General features: G+C 35.4%; 15 protein-coding genes and 1 riboswitch. Of the genes, 12 read left to right on the top strand and 3 right to left on the bottom strand.

Annotated features, from left to right (window positions below; translation table 11 throughout):
* The first annotated feature begins 22 nt into the window (after window positions 1-22).
* From NiCM35_RS25040 to queF, 4 genes are all read left to right on the top strand, one after another.
* Window positions 23-505 carry a Na+/H+ antiporter subunit E gene (locus NiCM35_RS25040; protein ID WP_095329400.1) on the top strand — a complete coding sequence of 161 codons (483 nt, stop codon included), beginning with the start codon at window positions 23-25 and terminating at the stop codon, window positions 503-505.
* Window positions 498-782 (top strand): Na(+)/H(+) antiporter subunit F1, encoded by a 285-nt coding sequence (locus NiCM35_RS25045; protein WP_047940922.1) that lies wholly within the window; start codon window positions 498-500, stop codon window positions 780-782. The genes NiCM35_RS25040 and NiCM35_RS25045 overlap by 8 nt, the downstream gene beginning before the upstream one ends.
* The gene (gene mnhG, locus NiCM35_RS25050; RefSeq protein ID WP_095329401.1) at window positions 760-1140 is read left to right on the top strand and encodes a monovalent cation/H(+) antiporter subunit G; all 381 of its coding nucleotides are present in this window, start codon (window positions 760-762) and stop codon (window positions 1138-1140) included. The genes NiCM35_RS25045 and mnhG overlap by 23 nt, the downstream gene beginning before the upstream one ends.
* 90 nt (window positions 1141-1230) lie before the next feature.
* A riboswitch (PreQ1 riboswitch) is annotated at window positions 1231-1277 on the top strand.
* 125 nt (window positions 1278-1402) lie between these two features.
* Window positions 1403-1903 carry a preQ(1) synthase gene (queF, locus tag NiCM35_RS25055; RefSeq protein ID WP_047940920.1) on the top strand — a complete coding sequence of 167 codons (501 nt, stop codon included), beginning with the start codon at window positions 1403-1405 and terminating at the stop codon, window positions 1901-1903.
* A 64-nt stretch (window positions 1904-1967) separates the two neighbouring features.
* On the opposite strand, the gene NiCM35_RS25060 is transcribed toward queF, so the two are convergent.
* The 3 genes from NiCM35_RS25060 to NiCM35_RS25070 all read right to left on the bottom strand — a co-directional run bounded on the left by NiCM35_RS25060 (window position 1968) and on the right by NiCM35_RS25070 (window position 5318).
* Entirely contained in the window at window positions 1968-2885 is a 918-nt protein-coding gene (locus NiCM35_RS25060; protein ID WP_123258563.1) for an aldo/keto reductase, read from the bottom strand.
* 195 nt (window positions 2886-3080) lie between these two features.
* A complete protein-coding gene (acsA, locus tag NiCM35_RS25065; RefSeq protein ID WP_095329403.1) occupies window positions 3081-4799 on the bottom strand; it encodes an acetate--CoA ligase in 1719 nt (572 codons plus the stop codon).
* Window positions 4800-4955: 156 nt separating this feature from the next.
* Window positions 4956-5318, bottom strand: a complete 363-nt coding sequence (locus NiCM35_RS25070; protein ID WP_095329404.1) for a DUF3899 domain-containing protein — start codon at window positions 5316-5318, stop codon at window positions 4956-4958.
* 498 nt (window positions 5319-5816) lie between these two features.
* Between NiCM35_RS25070 and NiCM35_RS25075 the strand changes: the two genes are divergently transcribed.
* From NiCM35_RS25075 to NiCM35_RS25110, 8 genes are all read left to right on the top strand, one after another.
* Window positions 5817-7484, top strand: a complete 1668-nt coding sequence (locus tag NiCM35_RS25075) for a peptide ABC transporter substrate-binding protein (protein WP_433780859.1) — start codon at window positions 5817-5819, stop codon at window positions 7482-7484.
* A gap of 152 nt (window positions 7485-7636) precedes the next feature.
* On the top strand, window positions 7637-8566 hold the full coding sequence (opp3b, locus tag NiCM35_RS25080) for an oligopeptide ABC transporter permease (protein ID WP_095329406.1): 930 nt from the start codon (window positions 7637-7639) through the stop codon (window positions 8564-8566).
* 1 nt (window position 8567) lies between these two features.
* Window positions 8568-9722, top strand: coding sequence for an oligopeptide ABC transporter permease (gene opp3C, locus NiCM35_RS25085; RefSeq protein WP_095329407.1), 1155 nt, complete (start codon window positions 8568-8570; stop codon window positions 9720-9722).
* A gap of 18 nt (window positions 9723-9740) precedes the next feature.
* Entirely contained in the window at window positions 9741-10796 is a 1056-nt protein-coding gene (locus NiCM35_RS25090) for an ABC transporter ATP-binding protein (protein ID WP_095329408.1), read from the top strand.
* Window positions 10793-11734, top strand: coding sequence for an ABC transporter ATP-binding protein (locus NiCM35_RS25095; protein ID WP_095329409.1), 942 nt, complete (start codon window positions 10793-10795; stop codon window positions 11732-11734). Before NiCM35_RS25090 ends, NiCM35_RS25095 begins: the two co-directional genes overlap by 4 nt.
* Before the next feature lie 334 nt (window positions 11735-12068).
* A complete protein-coding gene (locus NiCM35_RS25100; protein ID WP_433780860.1) occupies window positions 12069-14549 on the top strand; it encodes a DEAD/DEAH box helicase in 2481 nt (826 codons plus the stop codon).
* A 301-nt stretch (window positions 14550-14850) separates the two neighbouring features.
* Window positions 14851-17631 (top strand): ATP-binding protein, encoded by a 2781-nt coding sequence (locus NiCM35_RS25105; protein ID WP_095329410.1) that lies wholly within the window; start codon window positions 14851-14853, stop codon window positions 17629-17631.
* Window positions 17632-17651: 20 nt separating this feature from the next.
* Window positions 17652-18509: a CheR family methyltransferase gene (locus tag NiCM35_RS25110; protein ID WP_123258560.1), complete on the top strand. Its 858-nt coding sequence runs from the start codon at window positions 17652-17654 to the stop codon at window positions 18507-18509.
* The last annotated feature ends 36 nt before the right edge of the window (window positions 18510-18545 follow it).

Below are 18545 nucleotides of genomic sequence, written 5' to 3' on the forward strand. Positions count from 1 at the left end.
AGACAAAAAAGGGGTGGTATCCATGCCTATGCAAATATTGATCAACTTATTAATCGGTATCATCTGGATGTTTTTACAGGACACATGGAATGTCTTAACGTTTTTTACTGGTTACTTGTTCGGTATACTTGTTTTATTTATCTTGCGTCGCTATTTGTCAACTAAATTTTATTTAGAAACATTTTTTGCGGTCGTAAAGCTATTTTTTGTTTTTATTGAGCAGCTGTTTACCTCAAGTGTTGTTGTGATTAGGCAAATAACAAGGCCAAGATTAAATATTTCCCCAGGAATATTTTCGTTAGAAACGGAATTAGAAGGGGAATTGGAAGTCTCCTTACTAGCTCTATTAATGAATTTAACTCCTGGTTCTGTTGTAGTAGAGGTTACTTCCGATAATAAAAAGTTCTTTATTCATGCGATGGATATCCCTGCACAAAAGGAATCCATCTTTCGTTCAAAGGAAAAATTCGAAAAGGCAATAAAGAGGGTGACTCGCTATGATTGATCAATTATTAGTTGGATCGTTAATTTTACTGATCATATCTATTCTTGCAACAATATATCGTCTTATTAAAGGACCGTCAGCTCCTGACAGAATACAAGCATTAGACAGTTTAGGAATCAATCTAATTGCAGGAGTAGCGATTTTTTCCGTTCTGCTTCGGAATACAGGTTTTTTTGAGGTGATTTTATTAATTGGGATTTTGTCGTTTATTGGAACGATTGCTTTTGCCCGATATATGGAAAGAGGTGTAGTCATTGAGCGAAAACAATCTGATTGAACTCATATCTGTTCTACTTATATTCTGTGGCGCCATTTTTTGTTTTCTGAGTTCCCTTGGATTAATAAGACTGCCAGATGTATACACAAGATCTCATGCTGCATCCAAAGGCTCTACTATGGGAGTACTTTTTACCCTTGTTGGCACATTTGTCTTTTTTATTATAGAAGGTGTTTTTAGCATTCGCCTGTTCTTGGGAATTTTCTTTGTTTTTTTAACTTCTCCTGTCGCATCCCATGTTATCGTTCGCTCCGCTTATCGCTCAAAAGTTAAGCTTGCGGATATAACGGTACAAGATGATCTGAATGCTGAAATGGATAAAGAAGGGATAGAAACAGTGGAAGTACTTCATAAATAAAGGGAAGAAAAAGATATAGAAGGCCAGCGATTTTTAATTGACGAATTTTTGTGGATTCTATATAGTAAGAAAAGATATACCCGTACTGAAACGGGAGAGGTTCATAGCAAATACCCTCTATAAAAAACTATGGATACATGCAATTCACGCCATGTCCATAAAGGATATGGCTTTTTTGTTTGATTCAGCTAGTTTTTCTGCGTAAGGTAAATGCCTCTCTTTTTAGCAGGGTTGGGAAACACCAAACAAGGAGGACTTTTTCATGTCAGGAAGAAAGAACGAAGAAGGATTAACAGATTTAACTTTGTTAGGAAATCAAAATACTCAATATAAAAGTGATTATGCACCAGAGGTATTAGAATCAGTAGATAATCTTCATTCTGATAGAGATTATTTTGTGAAATTTAATTGTCCCGAATTTACGAGTCTTTGCCCAATAACAGGGCAACCTGACTTTGCGACAATGTATATTTCTTATATACCCAATAAGAAAATAGTGGAAAGCAAGTCTTTAAAGTTGTATTTATTTAGTTTTCGCAATCATGGGGATTTTCACGAAGATTGTGTCAATATTATTATGAATGATTTAATAAAACTGTTAGATCCAAGATATATAGAAGTATGGGGGAAATTCACTCCACGAGGCGGGATTTCCATCGACCCATGGTGTAATTATGGAAAACCGGGCACCAAATTTGAAGAGATGGCAGCACATCGATTAATGAACCATGATATGTACCCAGAAAAGGTAGATAATCGATAAGAAAAAACCAGTCAGCGACTCGTTATGTAGAGTAGTTGACTGGTTTTTCTTTTGATTAATAAAATTATGGCAATATATTTCCAGCGGCACGATAAATGCTGTACCATTCTTCTCTTGTTAAATAAACGTCACTTGCTTTTATGCAATCAATTAAACGTTCCACATTCATTGTACCGATTACTGGCTGCATATTGGCAGGGTGACGCAATAACCAGGCAATCGCAATGGTTGTGTTACTTACTTGATACTTGCCTGCAATTTCATCAATTTGTTGATTTAATTCAGGGAATTTATCGTTGCCAAGAAAAACGCCTTCAAAGAAACCAAATTGGAATGGAGACCAAGGCTGAATCGTTATATCATGTAGTCGACAGAAGTCTAAAATGCTGCCATCACGGTTAATGGCTGAGTCATTTTCCATATTGACATTAATCCCATTAGAAATCATATTCGCATTCGTAATACTTAATTGCAATTGGTTAGCCACAATTGGCTGTTTCACATACTTTTGTAATAATTGAATCTGCATCGGATTTTGGTTCGAAACACCAAAGTGGCGAACTTTACCTGTTTGTTCCAGAATGTCGAATGCTTCTGCGACTTCTTCTGGCTCCACTAAGGCGTCTGGGCGATGGAGGAGAAGGGAGTCTAAATATTCAGTGTTCAATCTTTGTAAAATACCGTCTACTGATTGCAAAATATGTTCTTTAGAGAAATCGAACATTCCTGTTCTGATCCCGCATTTAGATTGTAAGATTATATTTTCACGAACACTTGGCGACATATTTATCGCTTCAGCAAAAATTTCTTCACAAGCTCCTTTTCCATAAATATCTGCGTGATCAAAGAAGTTAGCACCGTGTTCTAACGCAGTTTGAACAAATCGTTCTGCTTCCTTCTTTTCTAATGAATTAATACGCATACAACCAACTGCAACTACTGGTACTTCTAAGTTACTGCTACCTAGTTTGATTGTTCTCATGTTCTTCTTCCTCCTCCTATAAGAAAACGCTTTAAAAATATGTTGCTATCAGATCTAAACAAGCATTACTATTGTGCCATAGAAAGGAGATAAACGCCAAATGTAACGCTTTCAAATAAAAGAAGGAAATAAATATCTTCTTTTTGCGAAAAAGAGGATTGCTTATTTCCTTCTCTATATTCGGGCTCTTAACTTTTAATCTTCCATTGTGGAGAGATCTCCAGTAGGGAGGCCAAGTTCCCATGCTTTTAAGACACGTCTCATAATTTTTCCGCTGCGAGTTTTAGGAAGTTTTTCACAGAATTCGATTTCTCTTGGAGCAGCATGAGCAGCCAAGCCGGTTTTTACAAATAATCGTATTTGTTCTTTTAATTCATCTGTTTGCTCATAGCCATCAACCAATGCAATAAAGGCTTTGATAATTTCCCCTCGAATTGGATCTGGTTTACCGATGACACCAGCTTCTGCCACTGCTGGAAATTCGATTAATTTACTTTCCACTTCAAATGGTCCAACTCTCTCTCCAGCAGTCATAATAACATCATCGACTCGCCCTTGGAACCAGAAATATCCCTCTTCATCCATATAAGCAGAGTCTCCTGAAACATACCATTCATCATGTTGGAAATAGCTATTAAATTTTTCTTGGTTGTTCCATATTGTATGCATCATCGAAGGCCAGCCTTTTTTTATGGCTAAATTCCCCATTTGGTTTGGCGGCAGAATGTTGCCATTGTCATCTAAAATTACTGCTTCAATTCCCGGTAATGGTTTCCCCATTGAACCTAATTTAATATCCATACATGGTAAATTGCATATTAGCTGAGCACCAGTTTCCGTCATCCACCAAGTGTCATGGATACGATGTCCAAATACATCGTATCCCCATCGAATTACCTCGGGATTCAGTGGTTCGCCAACACTTAATATATGACGCAAAGAAGAGAGTGTATATTTTTCTGTTACCTCCTCTCCTGCTGCCATTAGCATTCTAAAGGAGGTAGGAGCACTATACCAAACAGTCACTCCAAAGGTTTCAATCGTTTTATACCAAATATCAGGACTAAATCGGCCTCCTGCCACAACATTTGTCGAGCCAGTAAGCCATGGTCCAAAGATTCCGTAGGAGGTACCTGTAACCCAGCCTGGATCAGCTGTGCACCAATATACATCCTCCTCTTGTAAATCTAATACCCACTTTGCCGTTTGATAATGTTGAATCATGGCATTGTGAACATGAAGCACACCTTTTGGTTTCCCCGTTGAACCAGAGGTGTAGTGAAGGATTAAACCATCCTTGCGATCGACCCATTCTATGTCTAATTCTGTAGATGCTGTTTGAAAGTAATGAAGGAAATCCTTTGTTTTATCGTTTTCTTGGATGTCTTCACCGACAATAAAAATAGTTTCGAGAGCAGGTAATTCTGTATGTGGAATTCTATTTACTAGTTCAGGTGTGGTAATAATTACTTTTGCTTCACTATCATAGAGACGGTCTTTCACCGCATCTTCCATAAAGGCTTCGAATAATGGGCCGACAATAGCACCTAGTTTGATTACACCAAGTAAAGCAAAATATAATTCTGGGGAGCGAGGCATAAAAATAAACACTCGATCTCCTTTGTTTACATTTCCGATCTCCTTTAATACATTTCCAGCTTTATTGGAGAATTTTTTTAAATCTTTAAATGTGTATGTTTCTTTTCTAGATGGATGAAAATAATGGAGGGCTACTTTATTGGCGCGGTAGTTTTCAGCGTGACGGTCAATTGCTTCATAGGCCAAATTAATTTTTCCAGTTTGATGCCATGAAAAATCCTTTTCTGCTTGGTCCCATTTGAAATGTTGGTACTGTTCCTCGTAGTTTTCAAGGTTATGTTTGCCTTTTACAGGTGGAAACGCTTCCAATTTCATTAATACATCCCCCTCATTTCAATATTTTTACAACACCATTATAATGGGTAAACACTATATATACAATTTTAATGTTGTAATTAAATAAATATTCCTACGTTTTAGAAAAATAGGGAGAATGTACGGGATAAAAGATTACTATAAAACTCCATCTTATTAGATATAGTAAATTATCAATAAAATTAGTAAATAAACAAATAAGGATATAACTTGGAACTTAAGAACAGAGTAAAACCTTTTATTAAATTTTTGAGAAGGAAGAGGCTTCTCCTTCCATTCTTCTAAATAATCATTCCTTTTTAGAATAACATGATGAAACCGTCTGAAACTGAATGTTACTCCGTCGAAAAAACCACCCTTAGCAATATACATAAATAGAAAAATAACAATATAAAGGAAGGTTAAATAAAAGACGGAATTAATATAATGAACAAGAGAATATTCCGATGAAGAGATAAAAAAAAGTATAAATGTAAGAAAGAGATTTATAAGAAATATAAACCATTTTTTATTTTGCATAAAGTTTCACCTTTTTTAATTAAGTTTGTAATCACGAATAAACGTATTTTACCTTAACTCTAATAGAAAGTACATTGTTAGAAAAAAGGATAGAAATTCAATACTTCAGAACAGTAGTATTTTGTTTACCTTTTACACTAAAAATTAAAATAATCCACTGGTATGTGAAACAGCACTCACTAAAAAATTCTAGCATAATAAAATAATCTGCTAATATATGGAGAAAAAGTATATTGGCATATGGATATATTTTACAATATCGGGGCCTTTTGAAGTATTTTTCCCCATCTTTTTTATAATAATTTTTAGAATTTTACCAAAAAAGGAAGCGTTATCTTTATTGTTTTAATGCAGAATAGTGCCGTTTCGTCATAGTAATATTTGAAATTATCTCTATATTTAGTCTTTACAACTCTACTAGAATAATAGTATACTCACTTTAGCTTCTTTTTTAGATGTAATTTACAGAATAATATAACAATGGGGGGTCTTTTTTTAATGAAGCGCAAATTTACTTGGCTGCTTTCACTGACATTAGTGTTAAGTGTATTTTTAGCAGCATGTTCTGGCGACGACAAAGGGTCTAAAGGTTCAGATAAGTCTGCAGAAAATAAAGATGTGAAACAAGAATTAAACTTAATTAATGGAGATGCGATTCCATCTATGGATCCATCAAAAGCAACAGATGAATACGGTTTCCAATTCTTGGGGGCTACTATGGAAGGTCTTTATCGTTTAGGTAAAGATGCTAAGGTAGAAAAAGGTATTGCAGATTCTCACAAAGTATCTGATGATGGTTTAACTTGGACATTCAAGTTACGTCAAGATGCTAAATGGTCAAATGGAGACCCTGTAACGGCTAACGATTTCGTTTATGCTTGGCAGCGCGCAGTAAATCCTGAGACAGGTTCTGAATACGGTCCGTACATGATGGGTGGCGTAATCAAAAATGCTACAGAAATTAGCAAGGGCGAAAAGAAAGTAGAAGAACTAGGGGTTAAAGCTGAAGACGACCATACTTTAGTTGTTGAACTTGCTAACCCAATTGCATATTTTGAATCATTAACAACTTTCGGTACATTCTTGCCATTAAATCAAAAATTTGTGGAAGAAAAAGGCGATAAATTCGCAACTAGCTCTGATACTCTCTTATCAAACGGTCCGTTCGTATTAGAAAACTGGAAAAGTGCTTCTCAAAAGTGGAATCTTGCTAAGAATGATACTTACTGGGATGCAGATACTGTTAAGCTAGAAAAAATTAATTTTGTAGTAGTTAAAGATAACCAAACAATGGTTGACCTATATGAAAAAGGTGAAGTAGATCGAGCTGGATTATCTTCTGACTATGTTGATCAATACTCTTCTAATCCTGATTTTGTTACGCAACCAGATAACTCTGTTTTCTATTTTAAGATAAATCAAACAAGAAACGAAGTACTTAAAAATAAAAATCTTCGTTTAGCAATTAGTCGTGCATTTGATAAGGAAGCATTAGTTAATACTATCCTAAACAATGGTTCTTCTGTGGCTAATGGTTTAGTGCCAGCAGACTTTACTCCAATGCCAGATGGCAGTGGTGATTTCCGTAAAGTAAGTGGAGATCTTGTAACTTATGATGTAAAAGCTGCTCAAGAGTATTTTGAGAAAGCGAAAAAAGAATTAGGTAAAGATACTATTGAAGTGGAATTATTAGGTGATGATTCTGAAAGTTCTACAACAATGAATGAATATTTAGCAAATCAATTACAAACAAACCTTCCTGGTTTAAAAGTTAACTTTAAAAAGGTTCCGTTTAAACAACGTTTAGCTCTTGATACAGCAATGGATTACGATCTTCAAGTTGCTGGTTGGGGTCCTGATTATCTAGATCCATATACATTCTTAAGCCTATGGATTACTGATGGCGGAAACAACCAAATGGGATACTCTAATAAAGAGTATGATAAGCTATTGGCAGATACAGCAACTACCCTTGCAACAGATAATGATGCACGTTACAAAAACTTCTTAGAAGCTGAAAAGTTATTATTTGAAGATGGTGCAATTGCTCCAATCTTCCAACGTGGTAGAGCATTCCTTTCATCTCCAAAAATCCAAAACATGATTGTTAATCCATTTGGACCTACTTATGAATGGAAATGGACTAGTGTTGGATCAGGTAAGTAATTGATTTTTACGAAAATTCTTGCTATGAAATAACAAGAGAGTGTATGCTTTTATAGCATATACTCTCTTATATTTTGCTGCAGGAAAATTCTGATAATATAAAAAATAAATTATTATGCTATAATATACAAAGAATAATAGGAGGTGCACAGATGACGCGATATTTACTTCGCCGTTTATGGTATATGTTCTTAACGCTCTTCATAATAGCAACAGTATCTTTCTTCCTTATGAAGTTTTTACCGGGAAGTCCACTTAAAGCAGAAGATAAGTTAAGTGAAGAGCAAAAAGCGATTGTCTTAGAAAAATACGGATTAGACGATCCAATCCCAGTTCAATATGTTCGTTATCTAGGAAATCTGGTACAAGGAGATTTAGGTGTGTCATTTGCTTTTGATAATACACCTGTAATGGATATTTTAATGAGTAAAATAGGGCCATCTGCTTTACTAGGTGCACAGGCATTAGTACTTGGCACAATAGTAGGAATTCTTCTTGGATTGATCTCATCTATTTTCCGAAATGGACCAATCGATTTTATATCAACGATTATAGCGGTATTGGGTACATCTATACCATCGTTTGTATTTGCTGGTTTATTGCAGTACTATTTTGCTGTCCAGTGGGACTTGTTACCGGTAGCATTATGGGATGGATACGAATATACAATTCTACCAACTATTGCTTTAGCAATAACTCCTCTAGCAATTTCTGCTAGATTTATTAGAACAGAAATGATTGAAGTTTTACATTCTCAGTATATTACAACCGCTCGTGCTAAAGGGGTTGCAGAGTCTGGTATCATCTTTAAGCATGGTTTAAGAAATGCTTTAATTCCCTTAATAACTGTTATAGGTCCAATGGCTGTTAACTTGATGACAGGATCGTTAGTAATTGAAAAAATATTCGCAATTCCTGGAATTGGTGAGCAGTTCGTTTCATCAGTTACTGTAAATGATTATCAGACTATCATGGGAACAACACTATTATATGCATTTGCATTTGTTGTCATCATCTTAATCATTGACCTCCTTTATGGATTGATAGATCCGAGAATTAGAATTGCAGGAGGAAAGAAATAGGATGGATAAAAATAATCTAAAAAATATAGATAAAAATTTATTTAAACCTCTTAAGCAAGAAGAGAGTATTAGTGAGAGAATCACTGCTCCAAGTAGAACTTTTGGACAAGATGCGAGAAGAACTTTATTTAAAAATAAACCTGCAATTATTAGTATCTTTGTAATCCTGTTGATTATAGTCTTGAGTATATTTGGACCTTATTTCACTGGATATGATAGTAATGGTCAGGATTTGTCTCGTGCTAAATTACCTCCTAGAGTACCGGTATTGGAGAAGGTTTCTTGGCTTGGGCTGGATGGTACATTATCAGGGACTTATAAAGGTGTCTCAGTGGAGGATGCAACGAATAAGGCCTATGCTCGTTATAAGAGTGATAAAGAGTTTATTGATATTAAAGTATTAGATGAAGGTAATGGGGAAAGAAATTCAGCTTCTGTAAAAGCGACTTTCCATATTTACGAGCAAAGGAAGTTAGATGATACGTATTTCTGGTTTGGTACAGATACACTTGGACGTGATCAATGGACAAGACTTTGGGAAGGAACTCGAGTTTCTCTCATTATTGCGTTTGTTGCAGCTGCGCTTGATTTATTAATAGGTGTTGCATATGGTGGTATCTCTGGCTTCTATGGTGGAAGAGTAGATAATGTTTTACAACGTATAGCAGAAGTGCTAGTGGGTATACCTAACTTAGTAATCATTTTATTAATGATGTTAATTCTAAAACCAGGTATTATTTCTATTGTTGTAGCATTAACAATTACAGGTTGGATTGGCATGTCACGTGTCGTTCGCGGTGAAGTAATGAAACTTACTAACCAGGAATTTGTTCTGGCAGCAAAAACATTAGGAACCTCAAACGGTACGATAATTAGAAAGCACTTAATTCCTAATATCAGTGGTATCATAATTGTTAACACCATGTTCTCTATTCCTGGAGCTATTTTCTTCGAAGCATTTTTAAGTTTCATCGGTTTAGGTATTGTACCACCAGACGCTTCTTTAGGTGCTTTAATTGAACTAGGATTTGCAAACTTAAGATTATACCCATATTTATTAGTATTCCCAGCAGTTGTATTATCAGTACTAATGATTGCATTTAACATTTTAGGTGATGGTTTAAGAGATGCATTTGATCCTAAGATGCATAAATAGAAAGTAGGTGTTTAATAAATGAGTAAATTATTAGAAGTCAAAGATTTAAGAGTATCATTTAACACCTACAATGGTGAGGTACAAGCTGTTCGTGGTGTTAGTTTTGATCTGAATAAAGGGGAAACATTAGCAATAGTAGGAGAATCCGGTTCTGGTAAATCGGTTACTTCTAATGCCATTATGAGACTTCTTCCTGAGCCGCAAAGTGTGATTAAAACAGGTGAAATTCTTTTTGAAGGAGAAGATCTAGTTAAGAAATCCAAAAAAGAGATGCAAAAAATTCGCGGAAAAGATATTTCAATGGTGTTCCAGGATCCGATGTCCTCTTTGAATCCAACGATGAAAATTGGAAATCAAATCATGGAAGGCTTAATTAAGCACCAAAACATGAACAAGTCTGATGCAAAAAAACGTGCCTTAGAATTACTTGAATTAGTTGGTATTCCACAGCCGGAAGTACGAATTAATCAGTTTCCGCATCAATTCTCAGGTGGAATGCGCCAACGGGTGGTTGTAGCGATTGCTCTTGCGTGTAACCCAAAGATTTTAATTGCTGATGAACCAACAACAGCACTTGATGTTACAATTCAGGCACAAATTCTAGAGTTGATGAAAGATATTCAAAAGAAAACAGATAGTGCAATTATCTTTATTACTCATGATCTTGGTGTTGTGGCAAATGTGGCAGATCGTGTTGCTGTAATGTATGCTGGTAAAATTGTTGAAATTGGTACGGTAGATGATATATTCTATAATCCAAAACATCCATATACTTGGGGACTAATCGGATCTATGCCGACACTTGATAGTGACGATGAAGAGTTGTTTGCTATACCTGGTAGCCCGCCAAATATGTTAAAGCCGCCAGTCGGAGATGCGTTTGCATCTAGAAATAAATATGCACTAGAAATTGATAAAGTAATGGAGCCGCCTATGTTTAAGGTTTCAGATACTCATTATGCAGCTACGTGGTTATTGCATGAAGATGCTCCACATATGGAACCGCCAGAATCAGTTAAGCAAAGAATGTTAGGTTTCTCGCAAACTGGTAAAAAGGATGGTGGAAAACGTTGACTAGAGAAAAATTACTAGAGGTTAAGAATTTACAAAAACATTTCTCAGCTGGAAGAGATCGGGTAATAAAAGCCGTAGATGGTGTATCCTTTGATATTTTTAAAGGAGAAACCTTTGGTCTGGTTGGAGAATCTGGTTGTGGAAAGTCAACAACAGGTAGAACAATCATCCGTCTTTACGATGCAACAGGTGGAGAAGTGAAATTTGAAGGCGAAGATGTGCATGGGAAAAAATCAAAGGCAGAGCTTCGCAAATTTAACCAAAAAATGCAAATGATTTTCCAAGATCCACATTCTTCTCTAAATCCGCGTATGACAGTACTGGATATTATTGCAGAAGGAATTGATAATCATAATCTTGCAAAAACACCAGAAGAGCGTCGTCAAAGAGTTGAAGAACTCCTTGAAGTAGTAGGGTTGAATAAAGAGCATGCTACACGCTTTCCGCATGAATTCAGCGGCGGTCAAAGGCAGAGAATTGGAATTGCTCGCGCCCTAGCTGTTGAGCCAGATTTCATTATCTGTGATGAGCCTATTTCTGCATTAGACGTTTCTATTCAAGCACAGGTAGTAAATCTTTTGAAAAAGCTCCAAAAAGAGCGTGGATTGACTTATTTATTTATTGCTCATGATCTTTCCATGGTTAAATATATTAGTGATCGTATTGGTGTTATGTATATGGGTAATATGGTAGAGCTTGCAGAAGCAGATGAATTGTATGAAAACCCAATTCACCCATACACAAAATCATTACTATCCGCAATTCCACTTCCAGATCCGCGTTATGAACGTGAGCGCAAGAGAATTGCATATGATCCATCTGTACATGATACTAATGAGCCAGCTGAGTTAAGAGAAGTAACTCCAGGTCACTATGTACGCTGCACAGAGAAAGAACTAGAGAAATATAAAAGAGAATTAAGCCTTAAGAAAAACTAAGCAACAAATTTTACTCTATTAAAGAAGACCCTCCCAAATAATCCTTGCCAACGTGCAAGGATTTTTTATTTCCCGAGAAATCATCCTTTATGTTTTCCCTAATTTTTAAGAAATAATCTTCCAAAACAAAAAAATCGTAGTAAATCAACGATAAAAATCGGCATTGAATAAAATAAACGAATATAACAACATTTTACTTTAGTATCCATGTTATGATCGTTAATAAAGTCCATATGAAAAATGGTAGACAGTCTAAAAAATTTTAAAAAACCTACATGTCTAAGATAAAATAAAGGAAAATAAGAATGGTATAACATTTCTATAGGAGTTCATCATGATAAATCCAATATTAAAACCGCAATACGATAAAGCGATTCAACAAACAAAAAGCCATATTATGAATGATGTAAATAAGTATTTAGAGAAACAAGATCGTCTGCCTACTTTTGAACAATATATGGATGACCGAAAAGTATTTATAGAGCAAATTTGGCTAAATACTTGGCTAAATACTGCAACTAGTCATATCAAGTATGCTGAAAAGAAACAATATCTCACCAATAAAGGATTGGACATTAATGATCTTAATAAAAAGGTTATTAACCGATTATTTAGAAGTGAAATTCGTGAGGTTGAAGTATTCCGTTATGAAGAATGGTTAAGAAAAAACCTCGGGGATAAAAAAGAAGAATGGGAAAAAAGGTATAAAGAAAGACGAGAAAACTATTTGCAAACCGTAGAAGAACAGAAAAATCTAGAAGCAAAACGTAAATATAAAATGAAATTCTCTTATTATATTGAGCAATTGATGGAAAAGCATTATGAGGAATTGTTTCTCTATGTTCGCTATTTAACAGGAAGTAATATTGCGCTAGAGATAGAACGGAATGGCATTGTTTTATCTTCGATGGAGTTAACCTTTGAAGAATATTTATCAAATGAAATGAATATGCCCTATAACCAATTTTACTTTTTAGAAGACCGGACAGAAGCATATGAAAATTTAATCTTTCAGCATTTAATTGACTTTTTTCCGACATGGCTGAAAGATAAATTGCCTAATCGAATAAAAGAAGAATATGAAGACATATTTGACCATTCCTTAAGCAATTCTTTTTTACTAGAAGTAAGCACGCCTTTACTGGAAGAAATAACAGAAGAGTTTCTTGAAGATTTGTTTTCTGAGTATGTAATCGATTTGGAAAAATTATTAGATATTCCTTTTGATGTAGAGATTCATAAAGAGATTATGGAAAAAGACCGTCAAAGGAAGGAACAGAAGGAAGCAGAAGATCGCGAGGAGCAAAGACGACGTAAAGAAGAAGAAGCAAGAATGATTGAGGATATATTTGGAAGAGAATATTACCCTCCAACCAATATAGATGTTAAATATATCCTTCATACTGGAGAAACAAATACTGGTAAAACATTTCAAGCAATTAAACGAATGATGGAAGCTTCCAGCGGTTTATATTTAGCTCCATTAAGATTATTAGCATTGGAAATTTATGAGAAGCTGAATCAGCAAGGAATTCCATGTTCGCTAAAAACAGGGGAAGAAGAAAAGCTTGTTCTGGAAGCTCAACATCAATCGAGTACAGTAGAAATGTTTCATGAAAAGGATTTTTACGAAGTTGTTGTCATTGATGAGGCACAAATGATTGCGGACAGAGAACGAGGATTCTCATGGTATCGTGCTATCACCAAGACAAATGCACAAGAGGTCCATATTATCGCAAGTCTGCATGCCAAAAACATGATTCTACAGTTATTAGGTGATATAGATGTAGAGGTTCATGAATATCGACGGGAGACACCGTTACAGGTAGAAAATGAGTTATTTCAATTAAGTCATACAAGAAAGGGAGACGCATTAGTGTGTTTCTCTAGAAGAAGTGTCTTAGAAACAGCCTCTGAGTTACAAAGAAAAGGATGGCAAGTCAGTATCATCTATGGAAGTATGCCACCAGAAGCAAGAAAAAAACAAATGGAGCGCTTTATTAAGGGAGAAACGAAAGTTATTGTTTCAACAGATGCAATTGGGATGGGGCTTAATTTACCAATAAGGAGAATTGTCTTCTTAGAGAATGACAAATTTGATGGGATAAGAAGAAGGATGTTAACCTCACAGGAAGTGAAGCAGATTGCAGGTAGAGCAGGAAGAAAGGGGATATATGATATTGGGCGAGTTGCTTTCACCAGTGACCGTAAAAGGATGAAGTATTTATTAGAAAAAAGAGACGAAGACTTGTATGGATTCACAATAGCACCAACAAGTGCTGTTTTAGAAAGATTTCAAAAGTATTCCAATAATTTGGGGCTGTTCTTTTATTTATGGGGACATTTTAAAAGCCCAGAAGGAACAAGAAAGGCTTCACTAGCAGAGGAAATGCAGCTATATGAAATGATTATGGATACGATGGTCGAAGCGAGAATGTCCCTGCATGATTTATTTAGTTTTCTGAAACTACCATTCGCCACAAGTGAAGCCTCATTACGAGCGCAATGGAAAGCAAATATGGAGGCAATTGTGGAAAACAGGGATTTACCAGAACCAAAAATTAAACAAGATAGTTTGGAGGAACTGGAGCTCGGTTATAAAGCGATTGGTCTGCACTTATTATTCCTATATAGATTAGAAAGAAGGACAGAAGCCTATTATTGGGAAAAGGTAAGACAGGAATTGAGTGACCAAATAAACGATCAGTTAAAGACTGGGTTTAAAGGTAAGAAACGGACGAAGCAATGCAAGAAATGCGGGAAAGAACTATCGGCTAAGTTTAAATTTGCTGTTTGTAATGAATGTTTTTATTAGACATAAATTGATACGCATAAAGGCTTTGAATGTAAGAGAAGGGTGAGAAGTAGCAAATGCAGTCATTCCCACCCTTTGTTTTCCAGGTTGTAAAGTAATTGAAAAGCAAAGGGTTATTCAAGCACCGTTTTACTTACAAAATTATTAGTAGCAAATACAAAGCATAGGCTTGTAAAGTTAAAGCGATGAAAAAAGTAATATAAACTAGATGAAAAAGAAGAAAATAGAACAAATTCCCTTTTCATTTTTATTGTAAATACTATACTATTAAAATAGAAAATAAGTTAAGGAAGGTAATCAAATGGATTCTAAATTTAAGTTTGGCATTCGCTCCAAAATTATCCTTGGTTACATTGTTATCATTCTTTGCTTACTTGTGTCAGTAATTTTACTAAATAATCAAATACGCTCCCTTCAACAGGAACGTAATTCGATTATCAATTATGATTCTCGCATACATGAACTTACATCTTCTATTGAGAAAAGTGTATTAGATATGGAGACAGGTCAGCGTGGATACATAATCACAGGTAACCAAAGTTACTTAATTCCGTATAATGATGGGAAGGAAAATTGGAAAGAGCAATTTGAGGAATTGTATCAATTAATGAGTAATAAACCTGCACAACAGCGGAATTTACTCGAAATAAAGGAAAATATTTTGAATTGGATTAATACGGCTGGTGAGCCAACCATCCAATATAAAGCACAAAATAATACAGAAGCTCTTGAAGAATTTTTCAAAGAGGATAATGGACGAGATTATATAAACGAGATTACAGAAAAATTTACGAATCTTAGAGATACAGAGAAGGATGCATCGGCCAAGCAGGCAACAAAGCTGGACAAACAAAATAATGGTTTAACAGTAGGACTATTCGGCGTATTAGTCTTGATTTCACTTGTTGCTATTAGTCTGGCTGGACAAACTTCTAAATCGATTGTTAGAACAATAAAGGAAGTAACAGGATCTATTAAAACAATCGCTGCCTCTAAAGGAAATGTCAGTACTCGTATTCATGTCCGGACAAACGATGAAATAAGAGAGCTTGCAGAAGCGACAAATAGCCTCCTTGATACAGTTGAACAGAGAGAATGGTTACAGTCGAACGTTGCTGATATTGTGATGAAATTTCAAGGAATTCCTTCTATTGAAGCGTTAACTAGTGTGTTTATAACAGAAATAGCGCTAAAAACAAATGCAAGCTTTGGAGCCTTTTATGTAAAAGACGCCCAACAGAAAAAAGAAACCTACATAAAAATGGCAACATTTGCTGAATCTGGAGATACGATTGGACGAGAGACCTTCCAAATAGGAGAAGGCCTAATTGGTCAAAGTGCTAAAGAACAGCGTGTTCTTCATTATCAAGAAATCCCAAGTGATTATCGCTTAATTGCAACAGGGTTAGGGGATGTTTCTCCACGTAGTATTATCATTGTACCTGTTATGTTTGAGGGGGAGGCTATTGCTGTACTTGAACTTGCTACAATGACAGAATTTACAACCCTTCAACAAAATCTCATTACTGGGATAGTGGAGACATTTGGATTAACGATTAATAGTATTATGGGTAGAATGGAAATCGTTCGCTTATTAAATGAATCTAGAGCAATGACAGAAGAGTTACAAGTTCAATCAGAAGAGCTACAAACACAGTCAGAAGAATTACAGTCACAATCAGAAGAGCTGCAAATGCAAAAAGAAGAGCTGATGGCTACTAATGAACAGCTTGAAGATCGAACAAGGGAAGCAGAAGCCAAGACGAGGGATTTAGAAAAAGCAAAAGAGGAATTAGAAGAGAAAACAGAGTTGGTTATTCAAAATTCTAATTATAAATCAGAGTTTTTAGCTAATATGTCCCACGAATTAAGAACACCGCTAAATAGTATTCTAATTCTTTCAGAAATGTTAGCGGAGAATGATTCGAATCATCTATCGGAAGAAGAAATGGAGTTTGCGAATGTTATTCATTCCTCTGGTAAAGATCTTCTTTCGCTTATAAATGATATTCTTGATCTTTCCAAGGTAGAAGCAGGCAAGCTTGATGTTCATTTTGGAGAAGTAAGCATTCATGATATTACTTCACAATTGGAGCGAAGCTTCGCGCCTATCGCTAACCAGAAGGAAGTAGAATTTTTAGTAAACAAACAGGAAGGTCTCCAAGACATCGTATTTACAGATGAAAAGAGATTCCAACAAATTATTAAAAATCTATTATCCAATGCCTTTAAATTTACGGAAAACGGAACAGTTTCCTTAAATATTAAGAAGAGAAATCAGATTAGCCGCAGTATGAGAGAATTAAGTAGTGAGTGGCTGGAAATTTCCGTAACGGACACTGGGATTGGCATCCCGAAAGATAAACATAAATTAATCTTTGAAACATTCCAGCAAGCAGATGGCGCCACTGTGCGTAAATATGGAGGTACTGGTTTAGGTCTTTCCATTTGTAGAGAGTTTGCTAGATTGCTAGGTGGTTGGATTTCCTTGAAGAGTGAGGAAGGTAAGGGCAGTACTTTTACCCTCATTATTCCAAGTCTTCCGAATGGAATAGCAGACACCCAACTTAATATTAGTGAGATGAATGTAGCTGCTACTATGGAAGTGAAAAAGCAAGAAGCTCGACAAGAAATAGATAAGGAAGAACAGAAACAGGAAGAAGAAAGAAAAACAGAAATTGTGATTTCTAAGGACGAGAACGAGGATGTGTTTAAAGGGAAAAAGGTATTGATTGTAGACGATGATAATCGAAATATCTTTGCTCTTAAAACGACTCTTGAAAAAAGAGGGATGGATGTTCTTGTTGCCTATAACGGGAAGGAATGTTTAGACATTCTGGATAGAACTATAGATTTGGATGTTATCCTAATGGATATTATGATGCCGAATATGAATGGATATGAAACCATGACAATTATCCGTCAAACGTTGAATCTGACAGAGATACCAATTATCGCATTAACGGCAAAAGCGATGAAGAATGACCGTGAAAAATGTTTAGAGGCGGGGGCATCTGATTATATCAGTAAGCCGTTAGATTTGGATCAATTATACTCCGTCTTAAGAGTATGGTTAGCTTAGCTAAGTAAGGAGGAACGGAGATGGATCATCTATTCCTGAATAATGATCAAGAGGTAGAGAATCAAGATCATGCAGACATCGAAGTAGATCTGCTGCTTGAAGGGATTTTTCGATTATCAGGTTTTGATTTTCGTCAATATAACCGATCTTCTATTACACGCAGAATCTACTATAGAATGAAAATGGATAATATTCCTACGATTACGAGATTGCTGGAAAGAGTGATTCATGAAGAGGCATTCCTTGAACAACTTCTTAATGATTTTTCTATCAATGTAACAGAAATGTTTAGGAATCCAAGCTTTTTTCGTTCTTTTAGAGCGCAAATCATCCCGTATTTACGAAAGCTTGAAGAAATTCGGATATGGCATGCTGGTTGTGCTACTGGCGAAGAAGTCTTTTCTATGGCCATTTTATTAGAAGAAGAGGGTTTAAAGGATAAGGCGGTTATTTATGCAACAGACATGAATGAAACCGTGCTGGAAAAGGCAAGCAAAGGTGCATTTCCTCTCCACAAAATGCAAGCATATACGAAAAATTATATGCTTGCTGGTGGGACAAATGCCTTCTCAGAATATTATAAAACCGATCATCAATATGCCTATTTTCATTCTGATTTGTTGAAAAATATTATTTTTGCGCAGCATAATCTAGTAACAGATCAATCCTTTAATGAATTTCATGTTATTATTTGTAGAAATGTACTGATTTACTTTAATCCAATGCTTCAGAACCAAGTTCATCACCTATTTTATGAGAGTTTAAGTAAAGAAGGATTTCTAGGTTTAGGGGATAAAGAGACATTGAGTTTTGTTGAAGTAATGCCAAAATATAGAGAGCTTAATGGTGGAGAAAGACTTTATCAAAAGCTTTATTAAGGTTCATCGACCAGCTCTACTTCTTTGTTATAATGA

Source organism: Niallia sp. M35, from assembly GCF_050971705.1.
GTDB lineage: Bacteria > Bacillota > Bacilli > Bacillales > Cytobacillaceae > Niallia > Niallia circulans_A.